A 25,960-nucleotide genomic window follows, 5' to 3' on the forward strand; every position below is an offset into this window, starting at 1 on the left:
CTGCGGGCGGTGATTTGAGTCTGGTCCACGACGGATGGATCTGCACAACCAATCAGTCTTTAGGCCCCGACCGGATAGTCGCGCCATGAGCAGGTTCGAGGACGTCGCGGAGCGGTACGACCCCGACGCGGTCGAGGAGCGGGTGTTCGACTACTGGGACGAAGTCGACGCCTACGAGAAAACCAAGGAGCACCGCGCCGACGCCGAACCCTTCTTCTTCGTCGACGGCCCGCCGTACACCTCCGGGGCGGCCCACATGGGCACGACCTGGAACAAGACCCTGAAGGACGCCTACATCCGCTGGCACCGGATGCGCGGCTACGACGTCACCGATAGACCAGGTTACGACATGCACGGCCTCCCCATCGAGACCCGGGTGGAGGAGAACCTCGGCTTCGAGAACAAGAAGGACATCGAGGAGTTCGGGATGGAGCCCTTCATCGAGGCCTGTAAGGAGTACGCCGACGAGCAGCTAGAGGGCCTCCAGAGCGACTTCAGGTCCTTCGGCGTCTGGATGGACTGGGAGAACCCCTATCGGACGGTGAACCCCGAGTACATGGAGGCGGCGTGGTGGGCGTTCGGCGAGGCCGCGGATCGAGGGCTCGTCGAGCAGGGCAAACGCTCGATCACCCAGTGTCCCCGGTGTGAGACCGCCATCGCGAAGAACGAGGTCGAGTACCACGAGGTCGAGGACCCCTCCATATATGTGAAGTTCCCCCTCGCCGACCGCGAGGGCAGCCTCGTGATCTGGACGACGACCCCGTGGACGATCCCCGCGAACACCTTCGTCGCGGTCGACGAGGACGTCGAGTACCTGAAAGTTCAAGCGGAGAAGAGCGAGGCGCGAAGCGGCGAAGCCGCGGCGCAGGACGGCGAGAGCGAGGTGCTCTACCTCGCCGACGGCGTGGTCGAGGACGTCCTGGAGAAGGGTGGATACGACGACTACGAAGTAGTGGACGAACTGGCCGGCGAGGAGCTGCTCGGCTGGGAGTACGAGCGGCCGCTGGCGGACGTCCTCCCCGAGCGCGACGAGACCGAGGGTGCCTTCGAGGTCTATCACGCCGACTACGTCGAGGTCGACAGGACAGGACTGGTTCACTCCGCACCCGGTCACGGTCAGGAGGACTTCGAGCGCGGTTCGGAACTCGACCTCCCGGTCTTCTGCCCGGTCGGCGGCGACGGGGTCTACCTCGACGGCGCGGGCAAGTACGCCGGCGAGTTCGTTCGCGACGCGAACGAGGCGATCATCGCGGACCTCGACGAACGGGGTGCGCTGCTCGCCGAGGAGACCTACACCCACGACTACGGCCAGTGCTGGCGGTGCGATACGGACATCGTCTTCCTCGCCACCGACCAGTGGTTCGTGACGGTGACGGACGTCAAGGAGGAGATGCTCGCGAACATCGAGGACTCCGAGTGGTACCCCCCGGAGGCCCGCGACGGCCGCTTCCGGGACTTCGTGGAGGGTTCGCCCGACTGGAACGCCTCGCGCCAGCGCTACTGGGGGATCCCGATCCCGATCTGGACCCCGGAGGACTGGGCCGGCGGGATGGACGAAGTGATCGTGGTCGCCACCCGCGAAGAGCTCGCCGAGCGCGTCGATCAGACTGTGGACCCCGAGACGGTGGACCTCCACCGCCCGACCGTCGACGACCTGACCATCACCGAGGACGGGAAGACGTACACCCGCGTGCCCGACGTCTTCGACGTCTGGCTCGACTCGGCGGTGGCCTCGTGGGGCACGCTCGACTACCCCGAAGAGCAGGAGGCGTTCGAGGAGCTCTGGCCGGCCGACCTCATCATGGAGGCCCACGACCAGACCCGTGGCTGGTTCTGGTCACAGCTCGCGATGGGGACCACGGCGCTCGGGGAGGTCCCCTACGAGCAGGTGTTGATGCACGGCTACGCCAACATGCCCGACGGCCGCGGGATGTCGAAGTCGAAGGGGATCACCGTCGACCCCGGCGAGGTCATCGAGAAGTACGGGACGGACCCGATGCGGCTGTTCCTGCTCTCGGTGACCCCGCAGGGCGACGACATGCGCTTCTCGTGGGAGGAGACCGAGACCATGCAGCGCACCCTCAACATCCTCTGGAACGTCTTTCGGTTCCCGCTGCCGTACATGCGTCTCGACGGCTTCGAGCCGAGCGTTGCGCCGGAGGCGCAACGGAGTGGAGGCGGCGAAGCCGCCGAAACGAGTCTCGACGACGTTTCCCTCGAACTAGAGGACGAGTGGGTGCTCTCGCGGCTCCAGACCGTGGAGGCCGAGATGACCGAGGGCTGGGAGGACTTCCGGCAGGACCGGGCGCTCAACGCCCTGCTCGATTTCGTCGTCGAGGACGTCTCGCGCTTTTACGTCCAGAGCGTGCGCGAGCGGATGTGGGAGGAGGCCGACAGCGACTCGAAGCGGGCGGCCTACGCCACCTTCTACGAGGTGCTCTCGGAGGTCGTCGCGTTGCTCGCGCCCTACGCGCCGTTCGTCGCCGAATCCATGTACGGCACACTCACCGGCGACGACGGCTTCGACACCGTCCACATGCGCGACTGGCCCGAACCCGACGAAACCTATCGAAACCCGGACCTCGAACGCGAGGTGGCGGTGGCTCGCGGCGTCGAGGAGGCCGGCTCGGCGGCGCGCCAGCAGGCCGAACGCAAGCTTCGGTGGCCCGTCACCCGCGTCGTCGTCGACACCGAGAGCGGGGCGGTCGCCGACGCGGTGCGCTCGCGCTCGGCGATGGTCGAGGACCGCCTCAACGCCCGCACCGTCGAGATCGTCGGCCCCGACGAGCAGTGGGCCGAACTCCGCTACAGCGCCGAGGCCGACATGTCGGTGCTCGGTCCCGCGTTCGGCGAGCAAGCCGGCGAGGTGATGACCGCGCTCAACGAGGCCCGGATCGAGGAACCCACGCTGGCGGCGCTCGAAGACGCGGTGGCCGACGCGCTCGGCGAGTCGGTCGAGGTCACCGACGAGATGGTCGAGTTCGTGGTCGAACTCCCCGACGACGTGGCGGGCGCGGCGTTCGATGCCGAGGGCGGCGGCACCGTCTACGTCGACACCGCGCTCACCGAGGCGATCGAGAGCGAGGGCTACGCACGCGACGTCATCCGGCGCGTCCAGGAGATGCGCAAGGAGCTCGACCTCGACCTCGAAGCCCGGATCCGACTCGACCTCGATATCGCCGACGACCGGGTCGCCGACCTCGTCCGCGAGCACGAAGCGCTCATCAAGACCGAAGTTCGCGCCGAGGAGCTCGGCGAGGTGGCGGACGGCCACCGGCGCGAGTGGGAGGTCGAGGATACCACCGTGGAGATCGCCATCGAGCCGCTCGTGGAAGCCCAGGCGTAGGCCGCCGTCGCGGGAACCTCGACCGGTTCGTCGAATTTTCGAAAGTTCGGAAAAGCAGCGAGCAGGTTCTCAGGCCGCCTCGGCCGTCCAGTGGTCGTAGGCCCGTGCGGCCGCGATGAAGAGGAAGACGACCCCGAGCATGTCGACGAGCGTGCTGACCAGCGGCGCGAGGAACGAGACGGGGCCGAGCACGCCGACGACCAGCCCGCCGACGAGTTGGAGGACGACGCTCACGAGGACGAGCACGACCACCAGCCCCGCGACCGCGACCGGCGCGTTCGCGAGCACGCCGAAGCTCCGGCGGAACGCCCGTACGACGTTGTCGTCCTCGACCGCGACGAACGCGAACGCGAACAGCGACGCCGCCGCGACCACCACCACCACGACGAAACCGACCGCGAGCCCGACGATTCCGAAGAGGCCCGCGAGCACGAGTCTGATGACGAGGGCGGCGAGGCCGACCACGAACACCCCGAGGAAGTTGAGGAGGCCGAACCCGAGGTTGTGGGTGAGGTGGTGGCGTTCGACGATCCCCCACTGGTCGGCGAAGACCCGAACGAGGAGGAGCGAGAGGTAGAGCAGGACCACGAGCAGGACGAGGCTCGCGACGAGCGGGAGCGGGCTGGCGGTGAGCAGCGGGGGCGAGGCCCCCCCGCCCGCCGCGATGAGCCCGAGGTCGGTCCCGCCGCTCGGAACCAGCGCGACAGCCGTCTCGACGACCACGAGCGCCAGAAGGACGAGCAGCGCGGGGCCGGTCGCCAGCCGTCGGAGCGACTCGCGGAGCACCGTGCCGACGCTAAATGCCATGTCGAATCGAATTCGAGCCGGAATACTGTGTTTTGCGGTTTCGAAACCGGTGGCGCGGACTGGCTCCGTCGAGTGTGGCCGCTCAGTTGGTTTCGAGCGGCGGGAGCATCCCCTCGATGCGCTCGATGTCGACGTCGAGCCAGTCGGGCACCTTGAGCTGGTCGCCGTACTCCGCGGGGTCCTGGTCGATCTCGAAGCCCGGCCCCATCGTCGCGTACTCGAAGACCGAGCCGCCCGGCTCGGTGATGTAGCGCGAGTGGAAGTAGTCGCGGTCCTTGCGCGACGTCGTGATGTAGCCGTTCTCGCGAAGCAGGTCGCTCACCGCGTCCTGCTCCCAGTTGTTCTCCACCTGGAAGGCGACGTGGAGGTAGGTTCCGATCCCCATCACGCCGTCGGGCGCGTTCGGACGGACGAGCACGTCGACTTTGTCGGCACACGGCGCGTCCCCCGGCGCTCGATACCGGATGCGGTCGCCGCGCTGTGGGTGGGTGGCCTCCCCGATCCGATCCCAGCCCATCACTTCGAGGACGTCCATCGTGCCGGCGGGGTCGGCCGAGTGGATGGTCGCGTTGTACATCCCGCGGATGGCGTGCTCGGCGGGTACGTCGTTGCCCTCGGTCCAGGGCTCGATGTCGGACTCGCCCGTCACGAGTTCGTAGGGCAATCCGTCGGGGTCGGCGAACTCGATGGCGGTCTCGCCGAAGCGCTCGTCCATCGTGTAGGCGACGTCGTGGTCCTCGAACCGGCTCTGCCAGTACTCGACCGACCCCTCCGGGATGGTCAGCCCGACCGACCGGAGTTTCCCCTTCCCGACCACGCCCTGCTCCATCGGCATGTTGGTCATCGGAAAGTAGGTCACGATCGAACCGGGCGTGCCCACCTCGTCGCCGTAGTAGAGGTGGTAGATCTTCTCCGGCACGTCGAATCTGACCGTGCGCTTGACGAATCGGAGCCCGAGCACGTTCGTGAAGAAGTCGTAGTTTACCTGTGGGTCGTCACAGAACGCGGTGACGTGGTGGATTCCGTCTATGTTCGGCATGGTGTGGTCCACCATCACATATGCTCGTGTCCTAAATGTAATTTTTGATTGTTCGGTTAGGGGGCGGACAGCCGTCGGCCAACGTGGGCAGCGAGGGCGGAGTTTACACCCGGCGGACGAACTCGCGGAGTTCCTCGTCGAACCGGTCGGGAGCCTCCCGGAACGGCGTGTGGCCGACGTCCGCGTAGAGCGAGGTTCGCGTCTCCGAGGCGAGGGCCGCGTTGACCTCGACCGCCCTCGGGTCGACGATCCGGTCTTCCTCGCCGTGGGTGAACAGGAGTGGAACGTCGAGGGCCGCGACCGTCTCCCGGTGTGAGAGGCTCCGCGAGCGCATCCCGTCGCGGACGAACGGCGGGACGACGACGTTGTAGCCGAGGACGAAGTAGCGCTCGACCGGATCGGGGTCGCCCGCGACGGAGCGTTCGACGAATCGTTCGAGCGTCCGCACGCTCTCCTCGGCGTCTTCCGAGGTGAGGGCGGGGAACAGTTCGAGGTAGGCCGAACCGAGGAGTTCGGTCGCGGCGTCGGTGCCCATCTCGGAGACGATACCGACGAAGTTCACGCCCGCGACGTCGGCGGCTCCGTACGCGCGGAGGTAATCGAGGGCGACGAGACAGCCGTACGACCACGCCACGATGACCACCTCGTCGAGGTCCTCGACGACGGCGCGAACGTCCGCCGCCCAGAGCGACGAGTCGGTGTAGGCGCTCTTCTCGCGAGGGGTCTCCGAGCGGCCGTGACCCCGATTGTCCACCCGAACGAGTCGGAACTCGTCGGCGAGGGGCGACTCGAACTGTTTCGTCCACGACAGCCGGCTCTGGGAGTAGCCGTGGAGGAACAGGACGGCCGGCCCGTCCGACGGACCCGTCTCCTCGACGTAGAGCTCCACGCCATCGCCGCCGCGAACCGTCCGTGATCGCATGACGGTCGAGAGAGGGTACTGACCCATTTGATTCTTCGTGCCGGTCGTCGCCCCGCAGGTCCGGGCGAGCCCGTCGCTGGGGACTGAACGTATAAACACCCGCCGGCTCACTTCCGGACATGGCACCATCGTACCCGACCCAGCGCCCGACGGACGCGACACACCTCCCGGCGGACGAATTCGACCTCCCGACGGCGCTCCTCAACCTGCCGTGGATCGACAGCCACACCCACGCCCAGACCCTCTCCTGGGCGGACCGCGAGCGCTACTCGCTGGCCGGCTGTCGCGCGATGGTGATGGTCGCGTCGGGCTATCACTGGACGCCGTACAAACCCGTGACCGCCGCTGACGTCCGGTTCCTCTGGGACGACGCGATCAACCGCCGGCGGGCGATCGAGCGCGACCACTTCTTCGAGGCCGGGCTCGCGCTCGGGGCGCACACGGGCGTTCGGATCGAGAACCCGGCCGACCTCGTCGGGTCGATGGCCGACTACTGCGGGCTCGACGAGGTCGTCGCCGTCGGCGAGACGGGAGTCACCCCGACACAGCACGTCGAGTCGTGGGAGCTCGACGCCCAGTTCGAGCTCGTGCGGGCCCAGATGGAGCTCGCGGACGAGCACGACCTGCCGGTGATCCTCCACACCCCGAACGCGAGGGATACGGGACCGGACTACCGACCGGGCGTCGGACTGCCGGGATTCGAGCTGAACACCGAACTCGCCCAGGAGCCGGTGCTCACCGGCGAGAACCCCGCGCTCGAAGCCGTCGAGATCGATTTCGACGCCGCGCGCGAGGCGGGGCTCGCGGAGGAGCAGGTCGTCGCCTCCCACGCCGACCCCAACAACGTCGACTACCTGCTCGGCGAGACGGACTGCTATGCGAGCTTCACCGTCGGCTACGAGTGGTTGACCGGCGTCACGGCCGCCGACGTCGCCGAGGCCATCGAGGAGTACGGGCCCGACCGGGTGCTCGTCGAGACGGACTGTGCGAACGTCCTCGACACGGACGTCTTCTCGGTCAAGCGGACGATCCTCGAACTCTACCGCCTCGGGATCGACGTCGACCACATCCGGCAGGTCGTCTTCGAGAACCCCCGGAACGTCTACGGGCTCGCGGACTGAGCCCGCTCGGGAGCCGCCACCACGAGCCTCAGTCGTAGCCGTAGAACCCGCGACCGGTCTTCTTCCCGAGGTCGCCCGCCTCGACCTTGCGCTTCAGGAGGTAGGCGGGCGTATAGCGGTCGCCGAGTTCGTCGTGGAGGGTCCGTGTCGCGTCGAGGCAGATGTCGAGCCCGATGTGGTCGGCGAGTTCGAGCGGACCCATCGGGACGTTGGTGCCGAGTTTCATCCCCCGGTCGATGTCGGCCTTCGTCGCCACGCCCTCGTCGAAGGCTCGGATCCCCTCGTTGATCCACGGCATCAAGATTCGGTTCGAGACGAAGCCGGGCTTGTCGTCGGACTCCCAGGTCTCCTTGCCGAGTTCCTCGGCGAATCCGTGGGCGAGGTCGACCACTGCCTCGTCGGTGTGCTCGCCGACGACCAACTCGACGCCCTTCATCACGGGAACGGGGTTCATGAAGTGCAGCCCAACGACGAGGTCGGGTCGGTCGGTCGCGCTCGCGATGGAGGTCACCGAGAGCGTGCTGGTGTTGGTCGCGAGCACCACGTCCTCGGGCACGACCTCGTCGAGATCCGCGAAGACGTCCTGTTTGATCTCCATGTTCTCGACGGCGGCTTCGACCACGAGGTCGCAGTCGGCGAGCGCGTCGAGGTCGGTGGTGCCCGTGACCCGATCGCGGGCGCTCTCGGATTCTTTTTCCGAGAGTTTCTCGCTCCCGACCAGTCTGTCGAGGCTGCTCTCGATGGCGTCGAGGCCGCGGTCGACGAACTCGTCCTCGATATCGCGCATCACCACGTCGTAACCTGCGGTCGCCGCGACCTGGGCGATGCCGTTGCCCATCGTGCCCGCGCCGACGACGCCCACAGTTGAAATCGAATCGAGCTCTCGCATGGGTCGGGTCGGAACGGTGCGGTCGTAAGCCTGCTGATGCGGTGGCGGACGGGCGGAGGGGGCGGTGGCGGAGATGGCGGACTCAGGCGAGCAGGCGGTCGAACGCCTCGACCATCGCCGCGACGCTCGCGCGCGTGATGTCGGTGTCGCTGGCCGCCACCGACACCGATCGATCGTCGCGCGTCATCTCGATCTCGACCGTGACGACCGCATCGGTCCCGCCAGTGATGGCGTCGACGTGATAGGAATCGAGGGTCGCGTCCCCGCGCGGGCCGAGCGCGCTCCGAACGGCCTTGACCGCCGCGTCGACCGGTCCGCTGCCGGTGCCGCTCGCGGTGCGCTCCTCGCCGTCGACGCGGAGTTTGACGCTCGCCGCGGGGGTGCCGTTGCCGCTGGCCGCGGTGAGGTCTTCGAGCTCGACCCGACGCTCGCGTTCGCGGCCCTGGACCGTCTCGGCGAGCGCGAGCACGTCGGCGTCGGTGACGCGCTTGCCGGTGTCGCCGAGGTCGGTCACTCGGTCCGTGACCTCCGCGAGTTCGTCGTCGGTCACCTCGATCTGGTGTTCGGCGAGAGCGGCCTCGACGCCCGCACGGCCCGCGTGTTTGCCGAGCGCGAGCCGTCGGTCTCGCCCCACCCGTTCGGGTGGGTAGGGCTCGTACATCGCGTCGTCCTTCAGCTGGCCGTCGGTGTGGATCCCCGACTCGTGGGTGAAGGCGTTCTCGCCCACGACGGCTTTGTTCGGCGCGAGCGGGATCCCCGTGAAGTCCGCGACGGTTCGCGCGAGGTCGTAGAGGGCGGTGGTATCGACGGTTTCGACGCCGTAGCCCTCGGCGAGCGCGATGGCGACCTCTTCGAGCGCGACGTTGCCCGCGCGCTCGCCGATCCCGTTGACCGTCGTGTGGACGAGGTCGGCCCCCGCCGCGAGCGAGGCCAGCGCGTTCGTCACCGCGAGGCCCAAATCGTCGTGGGTGTGGGTGCTCGTCGGTCCGAGTTCGGCGAGCGCCGAGACGGCCTCCATCGTTCGCTCGGGGGTCGCATAGCCCACCGTATCGCAGTAGCAGACGCGGTCCGCGCCCGCATCGAGTGCCGCACCCATGAGCTCCGTGAGGAACTCGGTGTCGGCGCGGCTCCCGTCCTCGCCGAGCACCTCGACCCAGAGACCGTGGTCGCGGGCGTACTCGGTGAGTTCGACGGCCGTCTCGACGACACCCCCGCGGGTGGTGCCGACCTTTCGCTCGATGTGGCGCTGGCTCGCGGGCACCACGAGGTTGACCCCGTCGACGCCGCAGTCGAGCGCGAGGTCGATGTCGGAGCGGATGCCCCGGCAGAAGCTCGTGACCCGCGCGTCGGGGTTCGACTGGGCGACCCGCGAGATGGTCTCGCGCTCGCCCGCGCCGGTGCAGGCGCTCCCGGCTTCGATCACCGAGACGCCGCTTGCGTCGAGCTTGCGTGCGATCTCGACCTTCTCGTCGGGCGAGAGCGACACGCCGGGGGCCTGTTCCCCATCGCGAAGCGTCGTATCGAGAAACTGTGCGTCAGTATCGGACAGCGGAGTGGTTTCGGGGGAGCCCCCGAATAAAACGTTCACCGGTCATGATAGCCATTCACACCGCCGCACGGCACCGACTTAAACCGGCGTGTTGTGACAGATGTTGCTGTGGGCGCGGTTCTGTGCCACGGTAGTCGATGACGTGGTCGGATACGAAGTCGACGGTGAAGCGGCGGTACTGCAGTAGTGCGGTACTGGGGTCGGCGCGCGGGAGCACGCGGAGCGTGCGACTCGCGCGAGGGGTGAGCGACTGAGCGAAGCGAAGGAGCGAATCGGCTGGGGAGGCACGTGGCGCGGGGCGGTGGCGGAAGCGGTCTCTCGTTTGAATCGGGATTTGCCAACAGCGAATCAGCTACCCAGAGATCATTGGAAAATCGAGAACCGAGAAGAGCTGAACAACGAGAACCTAATTCGAAAGCCGTTCGACGACGGCCCGCGCGAGCACCTCGAAATCCGCCGTCTCGGGGACCACGTCCACCGGGATCCCCTCGCGCTCGGCGGTCGCGCGGGTCGGCTCGCCGATGGTCCCGACCACGCACTCCTCCAGCCCCGCGACCGCCGCCGCCCGCACCCCGCGTTCGTCGGCCGCCGCGAGGAAGTTCTCGACCGTCAGCGAGGAGGTGAACACCGCACCGTCGAGGTCGCCCGCCGCCGCGAGCGTCGCCGACTCGCCCGCCCCGGGTGGCGTGACGAGTTCGTAGAGGACCGTCTCGTGGACGTACGCGCCGGCGCGTTCGAGGCCGTTCGTGAGCACCGGCGAGCCGTGGTTGCTCCGGGCGACCTCGCAGCGCGCGCCCGCGACCCGGTCTTCGAGCGCCGCCACGAGTCCGACCGAGGAGAACTCCTCGGGAACCAGGTCCACGGGATACCCCGCCGCGCGGAGCGCCGCGGCGGTCGCGTCGCCGATGGCGCACACCGTTCCCGACGGTTCCCACCCCGCCTCGGCCGCGAGCTCGACGCCCGTTTTGCTCGTCACGACAGTGTAGTCGCTGTCCTCGCGCGGGGCGGTCCCCGTGGCCTCGACCGCGAGCATCGGATCCGGCACGGGCTCGACGCCGAGCGAGTCGAGCAGCGAGACCGCCCGCGCGAGGCGGTCGTCGTCGGGGCGAAAGACGGCGACCTTCATGATTAGGCGGACTCGGCGAGCGTCTCGCGCTCGCTCACGACCCCGCCGATCACGGTGATGGCGGGCGGTTCGATGCCGGTCTCCTCGGTGACCTCGACGATAGTCGAGAGCGTGCCGGTGACGACGCGTTGCTCGGGACGGCTCGCACGCTCGACCAGCGCGACTGGAGTCGCTGAATCCATGCCGGCCTCGCGGAGCGCGGCTGTGTAGTCCGGGAGTTTGCCGACGCCCATCAGCACCACGATGGTACCACCGGTAGCGGCGAGCGCGCCCCAGTCCACCGCGGACTCGTCCTTCGTCGGGTCCTCGTGACCAGTCACGAAGGAGACACAGGAGGCGTGGTCGCGGTGGGTGGTGGGGATGCCGGCGAGTTCGGGGCCCGCGAACGCCGAGGAGATCCCGGGCACCACGTCGAAGTCGACCCCGTTCGCGGCGAGGTGGCTCATCTCCTCGCCGCCGCGACCGAAGACGAACGGGTCGCCGCCCTTCAGCCGTACCACCTCGTTCCCATCCTGGGCGAGTTCGACCAGCCGGTCGTTGGTGTACTCCTGGCTCGTTCGTTCGCCGCCCGCACGCTTGCCGACGTCCTCGCGTTTGCCCTCGGGGATGGTCGAGAGGATCTCGGGACCCGGGAGCTTGTCGTGGAGCACCACGTCGGCCTCGTCGATGAGTCTGCGGGCCTTGATCGTGAGGAGTTCCGGGTCGCCGGGGCCGCTCCCGACGAGGTGGACGGTTCCGGTCATGTCGCCCGTTTCGCCTCCTCGTCGGCGTCGCGCGCCCGTTCGATAAGCTCGGCCGCGCCGTCGTCGGCCAGTTCCGCCGCGAGGTCGCGTGCGGCCTCCGGATGGCGCTCGACCGGGAGGTCGCGCGTCGCCGAGACCTCCTCGGTGCCGTCCTCGCTCAGCACTCGCACCGAGGTGTGGACGTAGCCGCCTTCGAGCACCGCGTACGCTCCCATCGGCGCGACGCACCCGCCGCCGAGTTCTTCCAGCACTACCCGCTCGACGGTGGTCTCGACCCTGGTTCGGGGGTGGTCGAGCGCGTCGTTCAGCGTCGTCGCGAACGCGTCGTCGTGCGCCGTCACCGCGATCGCCCCCTGACCGGGGGCCGGGACGAACTGCTCGGGGGGGAGTTCCTCCGTGTGGACGTGGCGGTCGAGACCGATCCGTTCGAGCCCCGCCGCCGCGAGCACGATCGCGTCGAACTCGTCGTCGACCTCGCGTTCGAGCGAGCGCCGTTCGATCTCGGTCAGCCCCTCGAACCACTCCTGTGGGGTTCGTTCGAAGTCCATTTCTTCATCCCCGCCGTCCGCGTCGTCTTCGCTCTCCTCGCCGTCCTCGGCCGCCTCGACCCGTCGTTCGTGCTCGCGCTGGCGATGGGGCGCGAGGAGCTTCTCGATCCGGGTGTCGACGTTGCCGCGGACCCCGAGCACGTCGAGGTCGGGCCGGGCGGCGAGGAGTTCGGCCTTCCGTCGGAGGCTCGCGGTCCCGACGGTGGCTCCCTCGGGAAGCTCGGAGAAAGGGGTTCCGTCGGGCGTGACGAGCAGGTCGCCCGCCGTGGCGCGTTCGGGGATCCCCGCGACCACGAGGTCGTCCATGGCCTCGGTGGGAACGTCCTTCATCGAGTGGACCGCGGCGTCGCAGTCGCCGTCGAGGATCGCCTCGTCGAGCGCGCGGGCGAACGCGCCGGTCTTCCCGAGTCGACGGATCAGGTCGTCGCGGAGCTGGTCGCCGGTCGTCTCGACCTCGACGAGTTCGACCGTGCGGCGGCGGGTTTCGAGTCGGTCCTTGACGGCGGTCGCCTGCCGGAGCGCGAGGTCGGAGCCCCGCGTCGCCAGCCGAACGGTGTCCTCGCGCGTGTTCATACCCCGACTCGGGGGTCGGGGTTCAAACCCCCTTCGAGAGACGCCAGTCACCACCCCACGACGCCCTTCGATGGCCGACTCGACGGATCGGATGCGGGCGAGCGTTTATACCGGATACCGGGGCCACCCACGGTATGTCGAAGCACGCGTTCAGCGACCTCAGGACCGCGGCGTACTGCCCGCGGCAATGCTACTATCGCTGGCAGGAGGACGACCGCGACCCGCCGCCCGAGGTCGAGACGCGTCGCGAGCTCGCCTTCCGATACGAGGAGTTGCTCGATGACGCGGACCTGGCGACCGAGCCGATCGCGGTCACGCCGACCCAGTTCAGAACGAACCTCTCCTGTGCGAAGGCCCGTTTCGACGCCTTCGACGAACTCCGTCACCCCTCGGAGCGTGACGTGTTCCTCGACGGCAAGGAGTCCCGCGGGATCGCCCACAAGGTCCTCGACCTCGATCCGCCGGTACCGTCGCTGGTCTCGGCCGGCAGCCCGCCGGAGAACGGTGTCTGGCATCCACAGACAGTCCACGCCGTCGCGGCGGCGAAAGCCCTCGCGTGGGAGCGCGAAGCCCCTATCGAGCGGGCGTTCGTGGAGTATCCGACCTACGGGGTCGTCCGCGAGGTCCGACTCACGACCCGGCGGAAGGCCGCCTACCGCGCCACGGTTCACGTGCTCGATTCGATCGACGGCCCGCCGCCGCGCCTCACGGACACCGAGAAGTGTGAGTCCTGTGAGTACCGTGGCGACTGCGGCGTGAAGACCCGCTCGCTCCGGTCACTGCTCGGCTTCGGTTAGTCCCGTTCGATCCACGTCGCGATCCGGTCGGCGAGCGCCCCACGACGGTGGATCGTCCCCGCCGAGACGTCGACCACGGTGCTCTCGGTGCCGGGAAGCTCGCCGACGTCGAGCACCGCCCCGCACGCCGTGCGGACGGATCCATCGATCTCGTCGACCGTTCGCGCGCTCCCCGTCCCGCTCCGGTTCGCGCTCGTGGCGGTCAGCGGGCCGGCCTCGCGGAGGAGGTCGCGCGCGACCGGATGGTCCGGGATCCGGATCCCGACGCGGTCCCGACCGGCGGTCAGCGCCTCGGGGACCGCCCCGCCCGCCTCGACCACGACGGTGACGGGGCCGGGCAGGAACGCCTCCATGAATTCGACCTCCCGTTCGGTCGGACGGGTGTACTCGGCCGCGCGCTCGACGCTCGCGACCCCGAACGACACGGGGTCGTCGCGCGGTCGGCCCTTCACCTCGAAGACGCGCTCGACGGCCGTCTCGGAGAGCGCGTCCGCGCCGAGGCCGTAGACCGTCTCGGTCGGATAGACCACCAGATCGCCGTTCTTGGCGCTCTCGGCCGCCCGCGCGATTCGCCGTGCGTCCATCAGAGGTCGTCGATGGCGGCCTCGATCGCGTCGTAGTCGGGGAAGTCGGGCCACTCCGCGGCGACCCAGGCGTACTGGATCGTGCGTTCGCCGTCGACCACGAAGGCCGCGGGGCGTGGCTCCTCGACCCCCGCCATCCCGTCGAGGTCGTTGACGATCCCGTACTCCTCGGCGACGCCGTTCGCCGGGTCGGAGAACAGCCGTGCATCGACGCCGCGCTCTTTGAGGAGTCGCTTGTGCTCGTAGGGCGAGGAGACCGAGAGGCCGACGACGGTGACCGCGTCGGTCCAGCCGCGGTCCCGGACCTCGTTCCAGAGGTAGGTCGCGGGGAACGCGCCGTCCATCGGGTGAAAGAGCAGGAGGAGCGGTCCCTCGGCGGTGAGCTCCGAGAGCGCGACGTCCTCCCAGAACTCCGCGTTGACGAGCGGCCGGGTAAAGTCCGGGGCTTCCTCGCCCGCCTCGGGGTTGTCGGCGGGGTCGAGGTCGACCACGTCGAAGTCGGGCATCAGGCGGCTCCCTCGCCGTAGGTTCCATCGAGGTACTCGACGATGTTCGCGCTCTCGGACATCGTCACGCCCGTGTTCGGGTCGTCGATCGCGGGCACGGTTCGCTTGCCGCTGACGCGCTTGACGACCGTGCGCTCGGAGTGGAGCGGCTCGATGAACCGGGATTCGTACTCGACGTCGAGCTCCTGGAGTCGGCGGACGACGCGCTCGCAGAACGGGCACGCCTGGAGCCGATAGAGGGTGATCGGGTCGGTCGTCTGCGGCTGACTCATGGCTTCGAATTGGAACGAGACCCGCCTAAGCCCTTCGCCTCACCCATGCGAACGTTTAATCCCCGGCCCGGATAACTCGGCGACACTGATGAGTCTCACCCGGTTCGTGCCGTCCGTACCACCCGTTCCGGTCCAGATCGATATCCTCGGGTTCTCCCTCTCGGAGACGACGTTCACGGCGATCGGCGTCGTCGTCATCGTGGTGTTGATCGGGCTGTCGGCCTTCTTCTCGTCGTCCGAGCTCGCGATGTTCTCGCTGGCCTCCCACCGGATGGAGGCCCTGGTCGAGGAGGGCAAACCAGGTGCGGAGACGATGCAGCGGCTCAAATCCGACCCGCATCGCCTCCTGGTGACGATCCTGGTCGGCAACAACCTCGTCAACATCGCGATGACCTCGATCTCGACGGGGCTGCTCGCGATCTACCTCTCGCAGGGGGCGGCGGTCGCGGTCTCGACGTTCGGCATCACCGCGCTCGTCCTGCTCTTCGGCGAGAGCACGCCGAAGTCCTACGCAGTCGAGAATCCCGAATCGTGGGCGCTCACGGTCTCGCGCCCGCTGTTGTACGCCCAGTACGTCCTCCTCCCGCTGGTGATACTGTTCGATTACCTCACCCGTCAGGTCAATCGCGTCACCGGCGGCGGGACGGCGATCGAGACCTCGTACGTGACCCGTGACGAGATCCAGGGCATGATCGAGACCGGCGGCCGCGAGGGCGTGATCAAGGAGGACGAACGCGAGATGCTCCAGCGGATCTTCCGGTTCAACAACACCATCGCGAAGGAGGTGATGACGCCCCGGCTCGACGTCACCGCGGTGGACGCCGATTCCACCGTGGACGAGGCGATCGAGACGTGTATCCACAGCGGTCACGCCCGTATCCTGGTCTACGAGGGTGACCTCGACAACGCCATCGGTACCGTGAACATCCGCGACCTCGTCCGGGAGGACAACTACGGCGAGTCGCGCGACCTCGGACTCCGGGACATGATCGAGCCGACGCTCCACGTTCCCGAGTCCAAGAACGTCGACGAACTCCTGCGCGAGATGCGCGCCGACCGCCTCCGGATCGCGATCGTGATCGACGAGTTCGGCACCACCGAGGGGATCGTCTCGGTCGAGGACATGATCGAGGAGATCGTAGGCGAGATCCTGGAGGGCGGCGAACGCGAACCCGTCGAGGTCATCGACGACGACACGGTGTTGGTGGCCGGCGAGGTCAACATCGAGGACGTCAACGACGCCCTCGGGATCGAACTCCCCGAGGGCGAGGAGTTCGAGACGATCGCGGGCTTCATCTTCAACCGGGCGGGCCGGCTCGTCGAGGAGGGCGAGACCATCGAGTACGAGGAGGTCGAGATAACCGTCGAGTCGGTCGAGAACACCCGTATCACCACCGCGCGGGTCCACCGACTACCCGACTCGGAGATGGACGGGACGGACGCCAACCAGGTCGAGGCCGACGTCGGCGAGGATTAGTTGGTGGTGAAGTCGGTGTCCCGCTCACGTTCGGGTTCTGGTTCGGGGGCCTCGATACCCTCGGCGGCCTCGGCCATCTCGGTCCGTTTCTCGGTGGTGACGTGCCAGCGGTCGACCCGGTCCTCGTACTCCGCGAGGCGCTCCGAGACCTCGTCCTTGAGTTCGTCGTCGTTGACGTTGACCTCGAAGACGTAGCCCGCGTACTCGCCGTCGCGCGCGCCGTCGGTGCGCTGGAGGTTCGCGCTCACGAGTTCGTTGTCGAAGTAGTAGGGGGCGACCTGTGTCATCACGTTGCGATAGACCGTGTCCTCGACGGCCCGGACGGCCTTCCGGCCCACCGAATCCGCCGCCCGTGCGACGTACTCGACCGAATCGGCGACCGACTCGGCGACCTCGTCCGGTTCGTCGATGTGGTCGGCGGACGCCGAGAGCATCTCGCCGGCGCTCCGAAGGTCGTCGTTCGGGTCCTTGCCGGCGCGCTCGCCCGCACCCTCGTCGATGCTCGCCTGCTCGGCGGTCTTCTGGTTGACGTCCTCGTCGAGGCGCTCGTGGTTCTTCGGTCGCCACTCGTCCCACTCCGTGAAGGCCTCGCCGTCGCCGGCACCGAACTCCACGAGCGCGTTCGTGATCCGCTCGCCGTGCTCGACGATGTCGTGCCATCCACCCCGCTCCTTGAATCCCGAGATACTCTCTTCCATCTACAGTCCGTGAGGGGCCCGCGGCTCGACTGCTGGCCGCGAGGCCGGCGCGTGTTCGTCCCGTCCCTGCCTCGCCCCGGCGGGGGTCGCCGTGCGACGCGTTCGGTTCATCGGCGGGCCGTAGGTCAAGCCACCGTTTAAACGTTCCCGTGGCGGTCGCCGGCTACAGAAGACCGAGGCCGTCGACGACCGTATAGAGCAGGTCGCCGTAGACGAGCGCGAGACAGAGCCCCGCGAACAGCGCGACGAGGAAGGGGATCCCCGGCGACACCCAGAGGCGCTCGCGAGCGACGATCGCATCGAGCGCCCCCCGGAGGCCGGTCGGCGTGGTTCCGTAGGCGTCGCCGTCGAGGCCGTCGAGGAACGCCGCCGCCCCCCACTGGTCGGCACGGGTGGCCGTCCGCCCGCCGTCCGTGACCGGTCCGACGGCACCGTCGCCGGGCGGGTGTGGCTCGGCGGGGAGGCTCGCGGGGTCGCGGGCGCGGTCGGGTGTGGCCCGGAGGTCCCGGAGGCGCTCGCCGCGCCACGCGAGGTACATTCGGAGGGCGTCGAGGTCGAGACCGGCATCGAGCCCGTTGGGGCGGGCGAGCAGCCGGCCGTGGGTCGTGGGAAGCGCACGCCAATCGACGGGACGGCCGACGAACCCCGCGAGCGAGAGCCGACCCGCGAGCGCGTTTCGGACGAACAGGAAGAGGGGGACGAAACCGGCGAGCAACACCGCGTCGGTGAGTATCGAGAGCGGGAAGGCCCCGCTGACCGGCGAGAGCGGGAGGGTCGTCGCGCCGACGAGATAGGCAGGCGGGAGGGGAAAGAGCACGCAGACCGCGGCGAGCGCCTTCGCGTCCGCGCCGCCGAACGCGCCGAGCCACCAGAACGCGAAGCCGAGCGGCGCGACCACGCCGACGCCGACCGCCACCTGGAGGGCGAACAACCCGGGGGCGGCGGTGTCCCAGGCGTCCCACGCGAGCAGGACGGCACCGAACGCCACCAGGGGGAGCCACGTCCGGTTCGGCACGCGGCGGGTCCGGAGGTCGCGAGCGGCGGCCCACGCGAGCACCGGGAGCGCGAGCAGGCGAAGGAGATCGGTGACCCCGTTCACGGTGAACGGGACGAGCGATAGCACATAGCTCTTACTCTACTCGAACCGGGCGCGGGCACGAGTGGCAGCAGCCGCGCCGTGGCGGGCGCGGTGCGGTCGGCCGTGCTGCGGTGCGGTCGCGGCAGCGGTGGGTGCGGTGCTGCGGTGGGTGCGTCCTGGCGTCTCGGCGAGCGGGAGCGAGGTGCTCGTACCTCGATGCGAACGGTGAACGGAGTGAACCGTGAGCGACAGCGAGCCGGGGCGGCGATTGCGGGGCGGTTCCTGGTGGATGAAGGGCGAGGGCCGAACCCCGGAACACGCTTCGCTCCTTCCGAGCTGCTCGAAAACGCGAAGCGGTTTCGGCATCGCGAAACGCCCTCCACGTTTCGAACGGCTTCGTTCGCCCTCCGCGGTCACGAAGACAGGTTTCACCTCGTCGGGTTCGCTGTGGGCGAACCACTCCTCGGTGAAAAGTGGAGGTCCCCCAAGTGGTGGTCGGCCCGAACGCAGCGACCGCGGCGGGTGTGGCCGTGGCGTTCGAGGTGGACCCCGTCGAGGCCGGCGTTCCAGGCCGCGCCGACGTCGTGTGCGCCGTCGCCGACGAGCGCGCCGCGACCCGAAACACCCATCTCGTCGATGGCGAGTTCGACGGGGGCCGGGTCGGGCTTCCAGCCGATCTCGCCCGTACAGCAGACCACGGTGTCGAAGCGGTCGTCGAGGTCGAGATGGGCGAGGACCGGCTCCGTGAGGTAGCGCTGGCAGTGGGTGACGATCCCGACGGGCGAATCGAGGGCGTCGAGAAACGCGCGGGCGTCGTCGTGGAGGTAGGTCGCGGCGGCGCGGGCCGTCGGGTCCTCGAGGTCGTGGAGGGTCTCCCAGAACCGCTCGACGTCCACGTCCCACGACCGGAGCAGGGCGTTTCGCTGGCCGGCGAGGCCGTGCCAGAGCGTCTCGACCTCGTGGTCGGTGAACGGTCGGTCGAGGCGCTCGCCCACGCGGTCGAGCAGCCGGCGGACGTAGTCCGGTTCGACGTCGACGAGCGTGCCGTCGAGGTCGCAGAGCCAGAAGTCGTACCCGGTGGGGTCCATCGAGGTGGCCGGCTACGGCGGTCGAGGATAAATCAGTTGTGTCGCGGTACCAACCACCGGATTCCGACGGCTATCGGACGACCATCGGGCTACGAACGGGGCGTGAGGAGACGAGAAACCGCGGGGCGGTAGGTATATCCGTCGCGATCGCCCACTCACATGTGCATCAGTGATCACGATCATCACAATCACTACCCAGCCCCCCACGGGGCAGTTCACTCACTCATGGAGGACACAGACAAATACCTGATTCACGCGGACGTGACCGCCGAGGGGGTGGTCGAACGGAACGACGTCGTCGGCGCGATCTTCGGACAGACCGAGGGACTCCTCGGCGACGACCTCGACCTGCGGGGGCTCCAACAGTCCTCGAAGGTCGGCCGGATCGACGTCAGTATCAACTCCCAGAACGGCCAGTCGTTCGGCCGTATCACGATCGCGAGCGGGCTCGACAAGGTCGAGACCGCGATCCTCGGTGCGTCGCTCGAAACGATCGAACGCATCGGGCCGTGTCGTTCGACGGTCTCGGTCGAACGGATCGAGGACGTCCGGGCCGCGAAGCGTCGGACGGTGGTCGAGCGGGCGAAGTCGCTGCTCGGCGCGTTCGAGGAGAGTACGATGAGTTCGGCCGAGATCATCGACGCGGTTCGCGAGAGCGCCCGCACCGGCGATATCACGACCTACGAGGGGCTCCCCGCCGGGCCGCGGGTCGCCGAGGGCGATGCGGTCATCGTCGTCGAGGGCCGTGCCGACGTCCTCACCCTGCTCGGCTACGGCGTCAAGAACGCCGTGGCGGTCGAGGGCACCAACGTCCCCGACGCCGTGGCCGAACTCACCGGCCATCGAACGACGACCGCGTTCCTCGACGGCGACCGCGGCGGCGACCTGATCCTGAAGGAGTTGACCCAGGTCGGCGACGTCGACTACGTCGCGGTCGCGCCCGCCGGCAAGAGCGTCGAGGACCTCTCGCGCGAGGAGGCGTTGTCGGCGCTGCGCGAGAAGGTCGCCCACGACCTCGTGGTCGAGGCGGGGAACCCCCGCGAGGCGGTCGCCGCGACCGACGGGAGCGCCCGACCCGCGCCGCCGATGCCCGAGCACGAATCGACCCCCCACCCCGCGGCCGACGAACCGACCGTCGAGCCCGCGCCGCGCGCCGAACCCGCCGAAGCGCCGTCCTCGGAGCCCGAGCCAGCCCCGACCGCCGAACCGGCCGAACCGACCTCGACCGCTGAAACGGACGCGTCGGAGTCGGATCCGGACCCGACTGCGGGCACGGGAGAGAGGAAGGAGGTGGCCGCCGAGACCGACCGGGAATCGGCCGAGAGCGCCGAGGACGAGGGTGGAGACGAATCGGTGGCCGACGAGTCCGACGAACCGACCACGCTCGGCGGCCACGTCGAGCACGTCATCGGCGACGAGACCGGGCTCGCTCGCCTGCTGGACGGCGAGTTCGCGGTGCTCGCGGAGGTCGAGGCGGGCGAGACGTTCGACGCGCTCGCCGAGGGGTCGGCGGTTCCCGCGACCGTCGTCCTCGACGGCGAACTCACCCAACGCGTACTCGACGTGGCGGCCCAGCGCGGGGTCGGGCAGGTCGTCGCCCGCACGACGGGCGAGTTCGTCAAACAGCCCACCGACGTCCGGATCAGGACCGCGGGTCAGCTCTCGGCGGCGTCGTCCGACGCCGAATCGGGTTGACGGACGAGGCGAAGCCCGTCGCCGTCGTCGTAGTAGCCGGGAAGTGATTTTTCGAGCCGAAACCCGTGCCGTTCGTAGAAGCGCCGAGCGCGTTCGTCGTCCGCCCGGACGGTGAGTCGAAACGCGCCCCCGCGGGCGAGGAGGGATTCGAGGAGCGCCGAGCCACGGCCCGCGTTCCGGTGGTCGGGCGCGACCGCGAGTTCCACGAGGTCGGTGGGACGACGACCGACCGCGAGCGCGTAGCCCGTCGGCTCCCGGCCGGCGACGAGCACGGTGGCCGCACCGCGGAGCCCGGCATCGAGGAGCGAGGGTTGGGGTGAGTCGAGCGACGCCGCCTGAATGGCGCGGAGCGCGGGGCGGTCGGCGAGCGTGGCGGGTCGGACGTGGGTCACAGCGGGGCGAGGCCGACGACGACCGCGAGCGCCGCACACACGACCGCGGCGATGAGGGTCGTGAGGAAGTTCACGGCGGTGTTGCCGACGCGGCGCTCGCCGAGGTCGGGGGCGAGTCGACCCACGACGGCGTCGATCCGGTGGTTCTCGACGAGCGCACCGAGGAGGCTGTCGACCAGCGTACCGACGACGCCCGCGGCACAGATGACGAGCGCGCCCGCGGGCGAGGTCCCGAGCGCGAGCACGGCGAGGCCCGCGACCAGCGCCGCGCCGCCGACCCCCGCGAGTCCGCCCTGCCACGTCACGCCGCCGTCGGTGCCAGGGGGAACGGGTTCGAGCGTCGTGACGAGCCGTGGGGTGTCGAACAGCCCGCCGACCTCGCTCGAAAGGGTGTCGGCCATCGCGGCGGCGAGCGAACCCGCGAAGACGTAGAGGAATATCGCGCGCGGCATCGAGAACAGCGGGCTCGCGGCGTAGCCGACGACCGCCGCGAGCGCGACCGCCGCGTTCGCGAGGACGTTGGCGCTCCCGCGCGCGCCGCCGTTGGCCTCGGCCAGACCGCGCTCCTGCTTTCGGTCGTAGCCGAACCGGGTCGAGAGACCGCCGACGCCGAAGAAGGCGATCAGGAGCGCGAACCAGCCGAAGCCGCCGAGCACCACCATCACGAGCGCCGCGAGCACACCCGTCAGCATCCCCGAGACGGAGGCGACCCCGAGCGCGTAGGCCAGCCCGCCGAAGCCCGCCGAGACCACGACCGCGGCGAGGACCTTCGCCGGCGAGGGATCTATCGGGAGCGCGGTGAGAAGCCAGACCGTCAAGCCAGCCGAGAACAGCACCAGCGCGTCGTCGCGCGGGGAGAGCGCCGTCCGAACCAGGGCGGCGACGAGCGCGGCGCTCGCAGCGAGGAAGGCCACGAACGCGGGACGCGAAGCGAGGTCGGGAGTCGCGAGGCCGACGAGAAGTTGGCCGGCGAGCCCCGCGGCGGCCCCGACGACGACGAACGCCGTCGTGGCGAACGCCGCCGAGCGATAGCCCTCGGCCACCGCTTCCGCGAGGTCGCCCGCCGAGAGGACGAGGACGCTCACGAGGAACACCGAGAGCGGGAGGTCGAACAGCGCGACCAACAGGCCGAGCCCGGCGGCGGCGAGCGAGAAGCCAACCAGCCCGTAGAGCGTGTGCTCCTCGTGCTCGCCGGGGCGGGCGAACACCTCGAACACGGGACCGTCGTCGACGACGAACGCCGCGAGCCCCGCGACGACGACGAACGGCGCGGCGCTCGCGGGTCCGAGAGCCGGGGCCGCGAGCGCGAGCGCGCCCACGACCGCGAACCCGCCCGCCCGCCGAACTCTTCGATTCACTGCCCGGTCACTGGCCGTCTTTTCGCCGATGACCACTTAACCCTCCCGAAGGTGAGAGAGCGCCACGCCTCGCGATCGAGTCGATCCGCACGACAGAACGCACGGTGATGATGACACGAACCCACGGAACGGCGCGATGGCTCCGACACAGCCGCCGGCGGTGCGGTCGGCGGTACGGAAGCGGTACGGATGCTGTGGCGCGCGCTCGCGGTCGTGCGCGAGTGAAACGAGCGCCGACCGCGGACACTGTGCGAGGTCCGCGCGAGCAGCGCGAGCGCAGGCTCGTCGGAGCTTCGCTCCGACGGTGGATGAGCACCGCAGCGAGTGCAACGAGCGAGGCGCGCAGTCGGTTGGGGAGGTTCGTGGCTGTCGCGGGGCGGTGCGGTTGCGGTTCTCATTTGCATCGGGTAAGCGGCGGGCGAAGCGGTCCGGACAGGAATGCGGACGGAGCGGTGCGGACAGGAGTTCGGGTGAAGTAGTACGAACAGGAGTTCAGGTGAAGTAGTACGAACAGGAGTTCGGATGGAGCGGTGCGAACAGCAATGCGAACGAAGCAGTACGGACAGGAGCGAAAACCGAGCGACGAGGAGAACGTCTGAGAGTCGACGAGGAACGACAGCCCAGATCCGATACGTCCACCACCGTTTCGAGTCGTATGATTTAGGCCACATCACCACTACACCTCGCTGTGGGACTCTACGACCGGTATCTCGCTGCGCGGGTTCGCCGAAACGACGCGCCGCTCCCCGAGCAGGTGGCGGTCGTCATCACCGAGCGCGACCTGCTGGAGGGCGGCGCGTACCGGACCCTCGAATCCTTCTTCGAGTGGGCGTTCGAGTACGGTGCCGAGCGGGTGCTGGTCTACGTCAGCGTGCTCGACCCCGGTGCGGTGCCGACGATCCGACGGGTGATCGAACGGTGTGAGGCCCCGCGGCCGGTCGCGGTCCGGGGGCCCGACGACGCCGAGCGCGCCGACGGCCCGATCCAGGTCAGCATCGGACTCGGCGGCAAGCACGAGTTCGCGGCGGCGGTCCGGGACGTCGCCACCGAGGTCGAGTCCGGGACGCTCGCGGTCGAGGAGATCGACGGCGACGCCATCGAGGACCGGCTGGTCTTCCCGACCGACCCCGACCTCGTGATCAAGACCGGTGCGGAACGTCTCTCGGATTTCATGATCTGGCAGTCGGTCTACTCCGAACTCTACTTCACCGACGTCAACTGGCGGGACTTCCGCGAGCGCGACTACCTCCGGGCGCTCCGGGACTACCAGAACCGACAGCGCCGCTACGGCAAGTGAATTTCATCGGGATCGTGTGAGGCGGGTTTCGCGCCGACGAGCGACGAGGGGTCAGTCCGAAGCGACCGGGTCGGGGTCGGCGTCGGCGGTCTCGATGCCGTCGAGCGCGCCACGCGGGAGGTACTCGGCCAGCCGCTCGACGATGGCGCGGGCCTCGTCGAGTTCCGCGCCGCCGGCCGCCCGAACCAGCGCGAGCGCGCGCCGCGCGCGGGTCCGCCGCCAGGAGTGTTCGCGCGACTCGTAGGTTCGGATCGCGCGCAAGAAATCCTTCTTCGCGAACGCGGGCCAGTAGGGGGTACAGAAGAAGACCGCGGCCTCGTTGCCGTTGGCGTGCCACGGCAGGAAGTTCGAGGTGCGCTCGTCGCCGCCGGTCCGGATGATGAGGTCGACGTCGCGGGCGGGGCCGTTGGCGAGCCGGTGTTCGACCTCCTCGACGTCGATGTCGCCGGGTGCGAGGTCGCCGGATTCGACCGCCCGGGCGGCGTTGCGCGCCGCCCCGAGGAGTTCGGTGCGACCGCCGTAGGCGAGCGCGATATTGAGGGTGAGTTCGTCGTAGGCTCGCGTCCGCCGCTCGGCGTAGTCGATGGCGTCGCGGAGGGAGTCGGGGAGGCGGCCGGTCTCGCCGATGGCGCGAATCCGGACCTCGGAGTCGTGGACGCGGTCGGCCTCGGCGAATTCGTGGAGTTTCTCCTCGAGCATCCCGAAGAGGTGCTCGCGCTCGCCGGGCGGCCGGTCGAAGTTCTCGGTCGAGAAGGTATAGAGGGTGAGCTCCTCGACGCCGCACTCGGCACACCAATCGAGGACGTCTTCGGTGGTTTCGGCCCCCGCGCGGTGGCCGTCGGCGGCGTCCTTGCCGTGCTCGTCGGCGTAGCGTCGGTTGCCGTCCTGTATCACCGCGACGTGGCTCGGCGCGCCGTCGACCTCGCGTTGCAACAGTCGCTCGTAGGTCCGGTTCAGGAGGGTCCGGGTGCGCGAGGACATCGTTCACGGGGGGAACTCGGGGCGAAGGCATGAATCTTGTGACACGCGTATCGGCGAGCGAAAGTCAGGGCGGACGAACGGGCGTTTCGGGGGAAACGTCGTGTTCCGGAGCACATCGTGCGTCGTCTCAACACACCGGGTGGTGTTTGCGCAACTTTTTATGTACCCGGCACGTCGGAACGAGTGCAATGGCGTCAGGTACGGTTGACTTCTTCAACGACACGGGCGGCTACGGCTTCATCGAAAGCGACGACTCCGAGGAAGATGTGTTCTTCCACATGGAGGACGTCGGCGGCCCGGACTTGGAGGAAGGACAGGAGGTAGAGTTCGACATCGTGCAGGCTGACAAGGGACCGCGGGCGGAGAACCTGGAGCGGCTGTAAACATGGCAGAAGGAACTGTGGACTTCTTCAACGACACGGGCGGCTACGGCTTCATCGAGACCGACGAGGCCGATGAGGACGTGTTCTTCCACATGGAAGACGTCGGCGGCCCGGACCTCGAAGAGGGACAGGAAGTCGAGTTCGACATCGTGCAGGCCGACAAAGGCCCGCGCGCCGAGAACCTCGAACGGCTGTAAACAAACGAACAGCATTTTCGGTGCTCCTCGGTCGCCGGGCGGTGCGGTCGGGACCGAGGAGCGTATCTTTTTCGGGCGCGAGCAACGGGTATGAGCGAACTCATCGACGAGGACCTCTACCGACGGGCGAAGGCGCTGCTCGAACCCGGCGAGATCGAACTCAACGGACTCGTGCTCCACACCGACTTCGACCAGAGCGAGGAGAGCCTGATGCATCGAACGACTGTCGAGGTGGGAGACACCATCGCCACCCACGCCGAGACGGGCGACACCTACGTCTTCTCTGGTACCGACGACCCCGACTACGGCCTGAACCAGCACCAAGGACTCACCCTCGCCGACGACGACTTCGTCTGGGAGTGCCAGCAGCTCCTCCGCGAGGGAACCTACGACGTGGTCTTCTACTACGAGGCGAGCGCCGACCACGAGGCCATCCTCGACGACCTCCGGGATGCGGGCCACGAGGTCACGGGCGTCGAGGGATGAGCGGGGCG

26 protein-coding genes are annotated in these 25,960 nt (G+C 68.8%); 9 read left to right on the forward strand and 17 right to left on the reverse strand.

Annotation, left to right across the window (positions count from 1 at the left end):
- The first annotated feature begins 85 nt into the window (after positions 1-85).
- The gene (gene ileS / locus C447_RS15275; RefSeq protein WP_007695484.1) at positions 86-3,346 is read left to right on the forward strand and encodes an isoleucine--tRNA ligase; all 3,261 of its coding nucleotides are present in this window, start codon (positions 86-88) and stop codon (positions 3,344-3,346) included.
- Positions 3,347-3,415: 69 nt separating this feature from the next.
- Here ileS and C447_RS15280 read toward each other — a convergent pair whose 3' ends face one another.
- From C447_RS15280 to C447_RS15290, 3 genes are all read right to left on the reverse strand, one after another.
- Positions 3,416-4,153 carry a hypothetical protein gene (locus C447_RS15280; protein ID WP_007695486.1) on the reverse strand — a complete coding sequence of 246 codons (738 nt, stop codon included), beginning with the start codon at positions 4,151-4,153 and terminating at the stop codon, positions 3,416-3,418.
- An 82-nt stretch (positions 4,154-4,235) separates the two neighbouring features.
- Complete coding sequence (locus tag C447_RS15285) at positions 4,236-5,192, reverse strand: VOC family protein (RefSeq protein WP_029601940.1); 957 nt, start codon at positions 5,190-5,192, stop codon at positions 4,236-4,238.
- A 103-nt stretch (positions 5,193-5,295) separates the two neighbouring features.
- Complete coding sequence (locus C447_RS15290; RefSeq protein WP_237713427.1) at positions 5,296-6,114, reverse strand: alpha/beta fold hydrolase; 819 nt, start codon at positions 6,112-6,114, stop codon at positions 5,296-5,298.
- A 119-nt stretch (positions 6,115-6,233) separates the two neighbouring features.
- Between C447_RS15290 and C447_RS15295 the strand changes: the two genes are divergently transcribed.
- The gene (locus C447_RS15295) at positions 6,234-7,235 is read left to right on the forward strand and encodes a TatD family hydrolase (RefSeq protein WP_007695493.1); all 1,002 of its coding nucleotides are present in this window, start codon (positions 6,234-6,236) and stop codon (positions 7,233-7,235) included.
- Between the two features lie 28 nt (positions 7,236-7,263).
- Here the strand turns inward: C447_RS15295 and C447_RS15300 are convergent, their stop codons facing one another.
- The 5 genes from C447_RS15300 to hemC form a co-directional block, all read right to left on the reverse strand.
- The gene (locus tag C447_RS15300; protein WP_007695495.1) at positions 7,264-8,124 is read right to left on the reverse strand and encodes a 3-hydroxyacyl-CoA dehydrogenase family protein; all 861 of its coding nucleotides are present in this window, start codon (positions 8,122-8,124) and stop codon (positions 7,264-7,266) included.
- Positions 8,125-8,206: 82 nt separating this feature from the next.
- On the reverse strand, positions 8,207-9,712 hold the full coding sequence (locus C447_RS15305) for a 2-isopropylmalate synthase (protein ID WP_080505392.1): 1,506 nt from the start codon (positions 9,710-9,712) through the stop codon (positions 8,207-8,209).
- Between the two features lie 367 nt (positions 9,713-10,079).
- A complete protein-coding gene (locus C447_RS15310; RefSeq protein ID WP_007695500.1) occupies positions 10,080-10,799 on the reverse strand; it encodes a uroporphyrinogen-III synthase in 720 nt (239 codons plus the stop codon).
- 2 nt (positions 10,800-10,801) lie between these two features.
- Positions 10,802-11,542: a uroporphyrinogen-III C-methyltransferase gene (gene cobA, locus C447_RS15315; protein WP_007695502.1), complete on the reverse strand. Its 741-nt coding sequence runs from the start codon at positions 11,540-11,542 to the stop codon at positions 10,802-10,804.
- Positions 11,539-12,663 carry a hydroxymethylbilane synthase gene (hemC, locus tag C447_RS15320; protein WP_007695504.1) on the reverse strand — a complete coding sequence of 375 codons (1,125 nt, stop codon included), beginning with the start codon at positions 12,661-12,663 and terminating at the stop codon, positions 11,539-11,541. Before hemC ends, cobA begins: the two co-directional genes overlap by 4 nt.
- A gap of 134 nt (positions 12,664-12,797) precedes the next feature.
- On the opposite strand from hemC, the gene C447_RS15325 reads away from it, so the two are divergent.
- The gene (locus C447_RS15325) at positions 12,798-13,460 is read left to right on the forward strand and encodes a CRISPR-associated protein Cas4 (RefSeq protein WP_007695506.1); all 663 of its coding nucleotides are present in this window, start codon (positions 12,798-12,800) and stop codon (positions 13,458-13,460) included.
- Here C447_RS15325 and C447_RS15330 read toward each other — a convergent pair.
- Genes C447_RS15330 through C447_RS15340 form a run of 3 tightly spaced genes read right to left on the reverse strand, consistent with a single transcriptional unit; the run spans position 13,457 to position 14,822 of the window.
- Complete coding sequence (locus tag C447_RS15330; protein WP_007695508.1) at positions 13,457-14,044, reverse strand: L-threonylcarbamoyladenylate synthase; 588 nt, start codon at positions 14,042-14,044, stop codon at positions 13,457-13,459. The genes C447_RS15325 and C447_RS15330 overlap by 4 nt on opposite strands.
- Entirely contained in the window at positions 14,044-14,550 is a 507-nt protein-coding gene (locus C447_RS15335; protein ID WP_007695510.1) for a redoxin domain-containing protein, read from the reverse strand. The genes C447_RS15330 and C447_RS15335 overlap by 1 nt, the downstream gene beginning before the upstream one ends.
- A complete protein-coding gene (locus tag C447_RS15340) occupies positions 14,550-14,822 on the reverse strand; it encodes a glutathione S-transferase N-terminal domain-containing protein (RefSeq protein WP_007695512.1) in 273 nt (90 codons plus the stop codon). The genes C447_RS15335 and C447_RS15340 overlap by 1 nt, the downstream gene beginning before the upstream one ends.
- A gap of 88 nt (positions 14,823-14,910) precedes the next feature.
- Between C447_RS15340 and C447_RS15345 the strand changes: the two genes are divergently transcribed.
- Entirely contained in the window at positions 14,911-16,299 is a 1,389-nt protein-coding gene (locus tag C447_RS15345; protein WP_007695514.1) for a hemolysin family protein, read from the forward strand.
- On the opposite strand, the gene C447_RS15350 is transcribed toward C447_RS15345, so the two are convergent.
- From C447_RS15350 to C447_RS15360, 3 genes are all read right to left on the reverse strand, one after another.
- Complete coding sequence (locus tag C447_RS15350; RefSeq protein ID WP_007695524.1) at positions 16,296-16,997, reverse strand: DUF5828 family protein; 702 nt, start codon at positions 16,995-16,997, stop codon at positions 16,296-16,298. The genes C447_RS15345 and C447_RS15350 overlap by 4 nt on opposite strands.
- Positions 16,998-17,160: 163 nt before the next feature.
- Complete coding sequence (locus C447_RS15355) at positions 17,161-18,096, reverse strand: A24 family peptidase (protein ID WP_049904561.1); 936 nt, start codon at positions 18,094-18,096, stop codon at positions 17,161-17,163.
- A 407-nt stretch (positions 18,097-18,503) separates the two neighbouring features.
- Positions 18,504-19,163, reverse strand: a complete 660-nt coding sequence (locus tag C447_RS15360) for an HAD family hydrolase (RefSeq protein ID WP_007695534.1) — start codon at positions 19,161-19,163, stop codon at positions 18,504-18,506.
- A gap of 225 nt (positions 19,164-19,388) precedes the next feature.
- On the opposite strand from C447_RS15360, the gene dnaG reads away from it, so the two are divergent.
- Positions 19,389-20,858, forward strand: coding sequence for a DNA primase DnaG (dnaG, locus tag C447_RS15365; protein WP_007695536.1), 1,470 nt, complete (start codon positions 19,389-19,391; stop codon positions 20,856-20,858).
- Here the strand turns inward: dnaG and C447_RS15370 are convergent.
- The gene (locus C447_RS15370; RefSeq protein WP_007695542.1) at positions 20,819-21,250 is read right to left on the reverse strand and encodes a GNAT family N-acetyltransferase; all 432 of its coding nucleotides are present in this window, start codon (positions 21,248-21,250) and stop codon (positions 20,819-20,821) included. The two genes, dnaG and C447_RS15370, sit on opposite strands and share 40 nt — an antisense overlap.
- Positions 21,247-22,608, reverse strand: a complete 1,362-nt coding sequence (locus C447_RS15375; protein ID WP_049904562.1) for a DUF92 domain-containing protein — start codon at positions 22,606-22,608, stop codon at positions 21,247-21,249. Before C447_RS15375 ends, C447_RS15370 begins: the two co-directional genes overlap by 4 nt.
- Positions 22,609-23,296: 688 nt before the next feature.
- Between C447_RS15375 and C447_RS15380 the strand changes: the two genes are divergently transcribed.
- Positions 23,297-23,905, forward strand: a complete 609-nt coding sequence (locus tag C447_RS15380) for an undecaprenyl diphosphate synthase family protein (protein ID WP_007695547.1) — start codon at positions 23,297-23,299, stop codon at positions 23,903-23,905.
- 51 nt (positions 23,906-23,956) lie between these two features.
- Here the strand turns inward: C447_RS15380 and uppS are convergent, their stop codons facing one another.
- Positions 23,957-24,886 carry a polyprenyl diphosphate synthase gene (gene uppS / locus C447_RS15385; RefSeq protein WP_007695549.1) on the reverse strand — a complete coding sequence of 310 codons (930 nt, stop codon included), beginning with the start codon at positions 24,884-24,886 and terminating at the stop codon, positions 23,957-23,959.
- Positions 24,887-25,074: 188 nt separating this feature from the next.
- Here uppS and C447_RS15390 point away from each other — a divergent pair, with 188 nt between their 5' ends.
- The 3 genes from C447_RS15390 to C447_RS15400 all read left to right on the forward strand — a co-directional run bounded on the left by C447_RS15390 (position 25,075) and on the right by C447_RS15400 (position 25,952).
- Positions 25,075-25,269: a cold-shock protein gene (locus C447_RS15390; protein ID WP_007695559.1), complete on the forward strand. Its 195-nt coding sequence runs from the start codon at positions 25,075-25,077 to the stop codon at positions 25,267-25,269.
- Positions 25,270-25,271: 2 nt separating this feature from the next.
- A complete protein-coding gene (locus C447_RS15395; protein ID WP_007695561.1) occupies positions 25,272-25,466 on the forward strand; it encodes a cold-shock protein in 195 nt (64 codons plus the stop codon).
- Between the two features lie 90 nt (positions 25,467-25,556).
- On the forward strand, positions 25,557-25,952 hold the full coding sequence (locus C447_RS15400) for a DUF5778 family protein (protein ID WP_007695563.1): 396 nt from the start codon (positions 25,557-25,559) through the stop codon (positions 25,950-25,952).
- The last annotated feature ends 8 nt before the right edge of the window (positions 25,953-25,960 follow it).

The sequence above is a fragment of the Halococcus hamelinensis 100A6 genome, assembly GCF_000336675.1.
Taxonomy (GTDB): Archaea; Halobacteriota; Halobacteria; order Halobacteriales; family Halococcaceae; genus Halococcus; species Halococcus hamelinensis.

Coding starts and splice junctions, on each gene's coding strand:
- C447_RS15300 (WP_007695495.1), bottom strand. CDS start 8,124: ATGCGAGAGCTCGATTCGATTTCAACTGTGGGCGTCGTCGGCGCGGGC.
- C447_RS15360 (WP_007695534.1), bottom strand. CDS start 19,163: ATGGACCCCACCGGGTACGACTTCTGGCTCTGCGACCTCGACGGCACG.
- C447_RS15290 (WP_237713427.1), bottom strand. CDS start 6,114: ATGCGATCACGGACGGTTCGCGGCGGCGATGGCGTGGAGCTCTACGTC.
- C447_RS15310 (WP_007695500.1), bottom strand. CDS start 10,799: ATGAAGGTCGCCGTCTTTCGCCCCGACGACGACCGCCTCGCGCGGGCG.
- C447_RS15350 (WP_007695524.1), bottom strand. CDS start 16,997: ATGGAAGAGAGTATCTCGGGATTCAAGGAGCGGGGTGGATGGCACGAC.
- uppS (WP_007695549.1), bottom strand. CDS start 24,886: ATGTCCTCGCGCACCCGGACCCTCCTGAACCGGACCTACGAGCGACTG.
- C447_RS15325 (WP_007695506.1), top strand. CDS start 12,798: ATGTCGAAGCACGCGTTCAGCGACCTCAGGACCGCGGCGTACTGCCCG.
- C447_RS15390 (WP_007695559.1), top strand. CDS start 25,075: ATGGCGTCAGGTACGGTTGACTTCTTCAACGACACGGGCGGCTACGGC.
- C447_RS15285 (WP_029601940.1), bottom strand. CDS start 5,192: ATGCCGAACATAGACGGAATCCACCACGTCACCGCGTTCTGTGACGAC.
- C447_RS15295 (WP_007695493.1), top strand. CDS start 6,234: ATGGCACCATCGTACCCGACCCAGCGCCCGACGGACGCGACACACCTC.
- C447_RS15395 (WP_007695561.1), top strand. CDS start 25,272: ATGGCAGAAGGAACTGTGGACTTCTTCAACGACACGGGCGGCTACGGC.
- C447_RS15280 (WP_007695486.1), bottom strand. CDS start 4,153: ATGGCATTTAGCGTCGGCACGGTGCTCCGCGAGTCGCTCCGACGGCTG.
- C447_RS15330 (WP_007695508.1), bottom strand. CDS start 14,044: ATGGACGCACGGCGAATCGCGCGGGCGGCCGAGAGCGCCAAGAACGGC.
- ileS (WP_007695484.1), top strand. CDS start 86: ATGAGCAGGTTCGAGGACGTCGCGGAGCGGTACGACCCCGACGCGGTC.
- C447_RS15400 (WP_007695563.1), top strand. CDS start 25,557: ATGAGCGAACTCATCGACGAGGACCTCTACCGACGGGCGAAGGCGCTG.
- C447_RS15340 (WP_007695512.1), bottom strand. CDS start 14,822: ATGAGTCAGCCGCAGACGACCGACCCGATCACCCTCTATCGGCTCCAG.
- cobA (WP_007695502.1), bottom strand. CDS start 11,542: ATGACCGGAACCGTCCACCTCGTCGGGAGCGGCCCCGGCGACCCGGAA.
- dnaG (WP_007695536.1), top strand. CDS start 19,389: ATGGAGGACACAGACAAATACCTGATTCACGCGGACGTGACCGCCGAG.
- C447_RS15345 (WP_007695514.1), top strand. CDS start 14,911: ATGAGTCTCACCCGGTTCGTGCCGTCCGTACCACCCGTTCCGGTCCAG.
- hemC (WP_007695504.1), bottom strand. CDS start 12,663: ATGAACACGCGCGAGGACACCGTTCGGCTGGCGACGCGGGGCTCCGAC.
- C447_RS15335 (WP_007695510.1), bottom strand. CDS start 14,550: ATGCCCGACTTCGACGTGGTCGACCTCGACCCCGCCGACAACCCCGAG.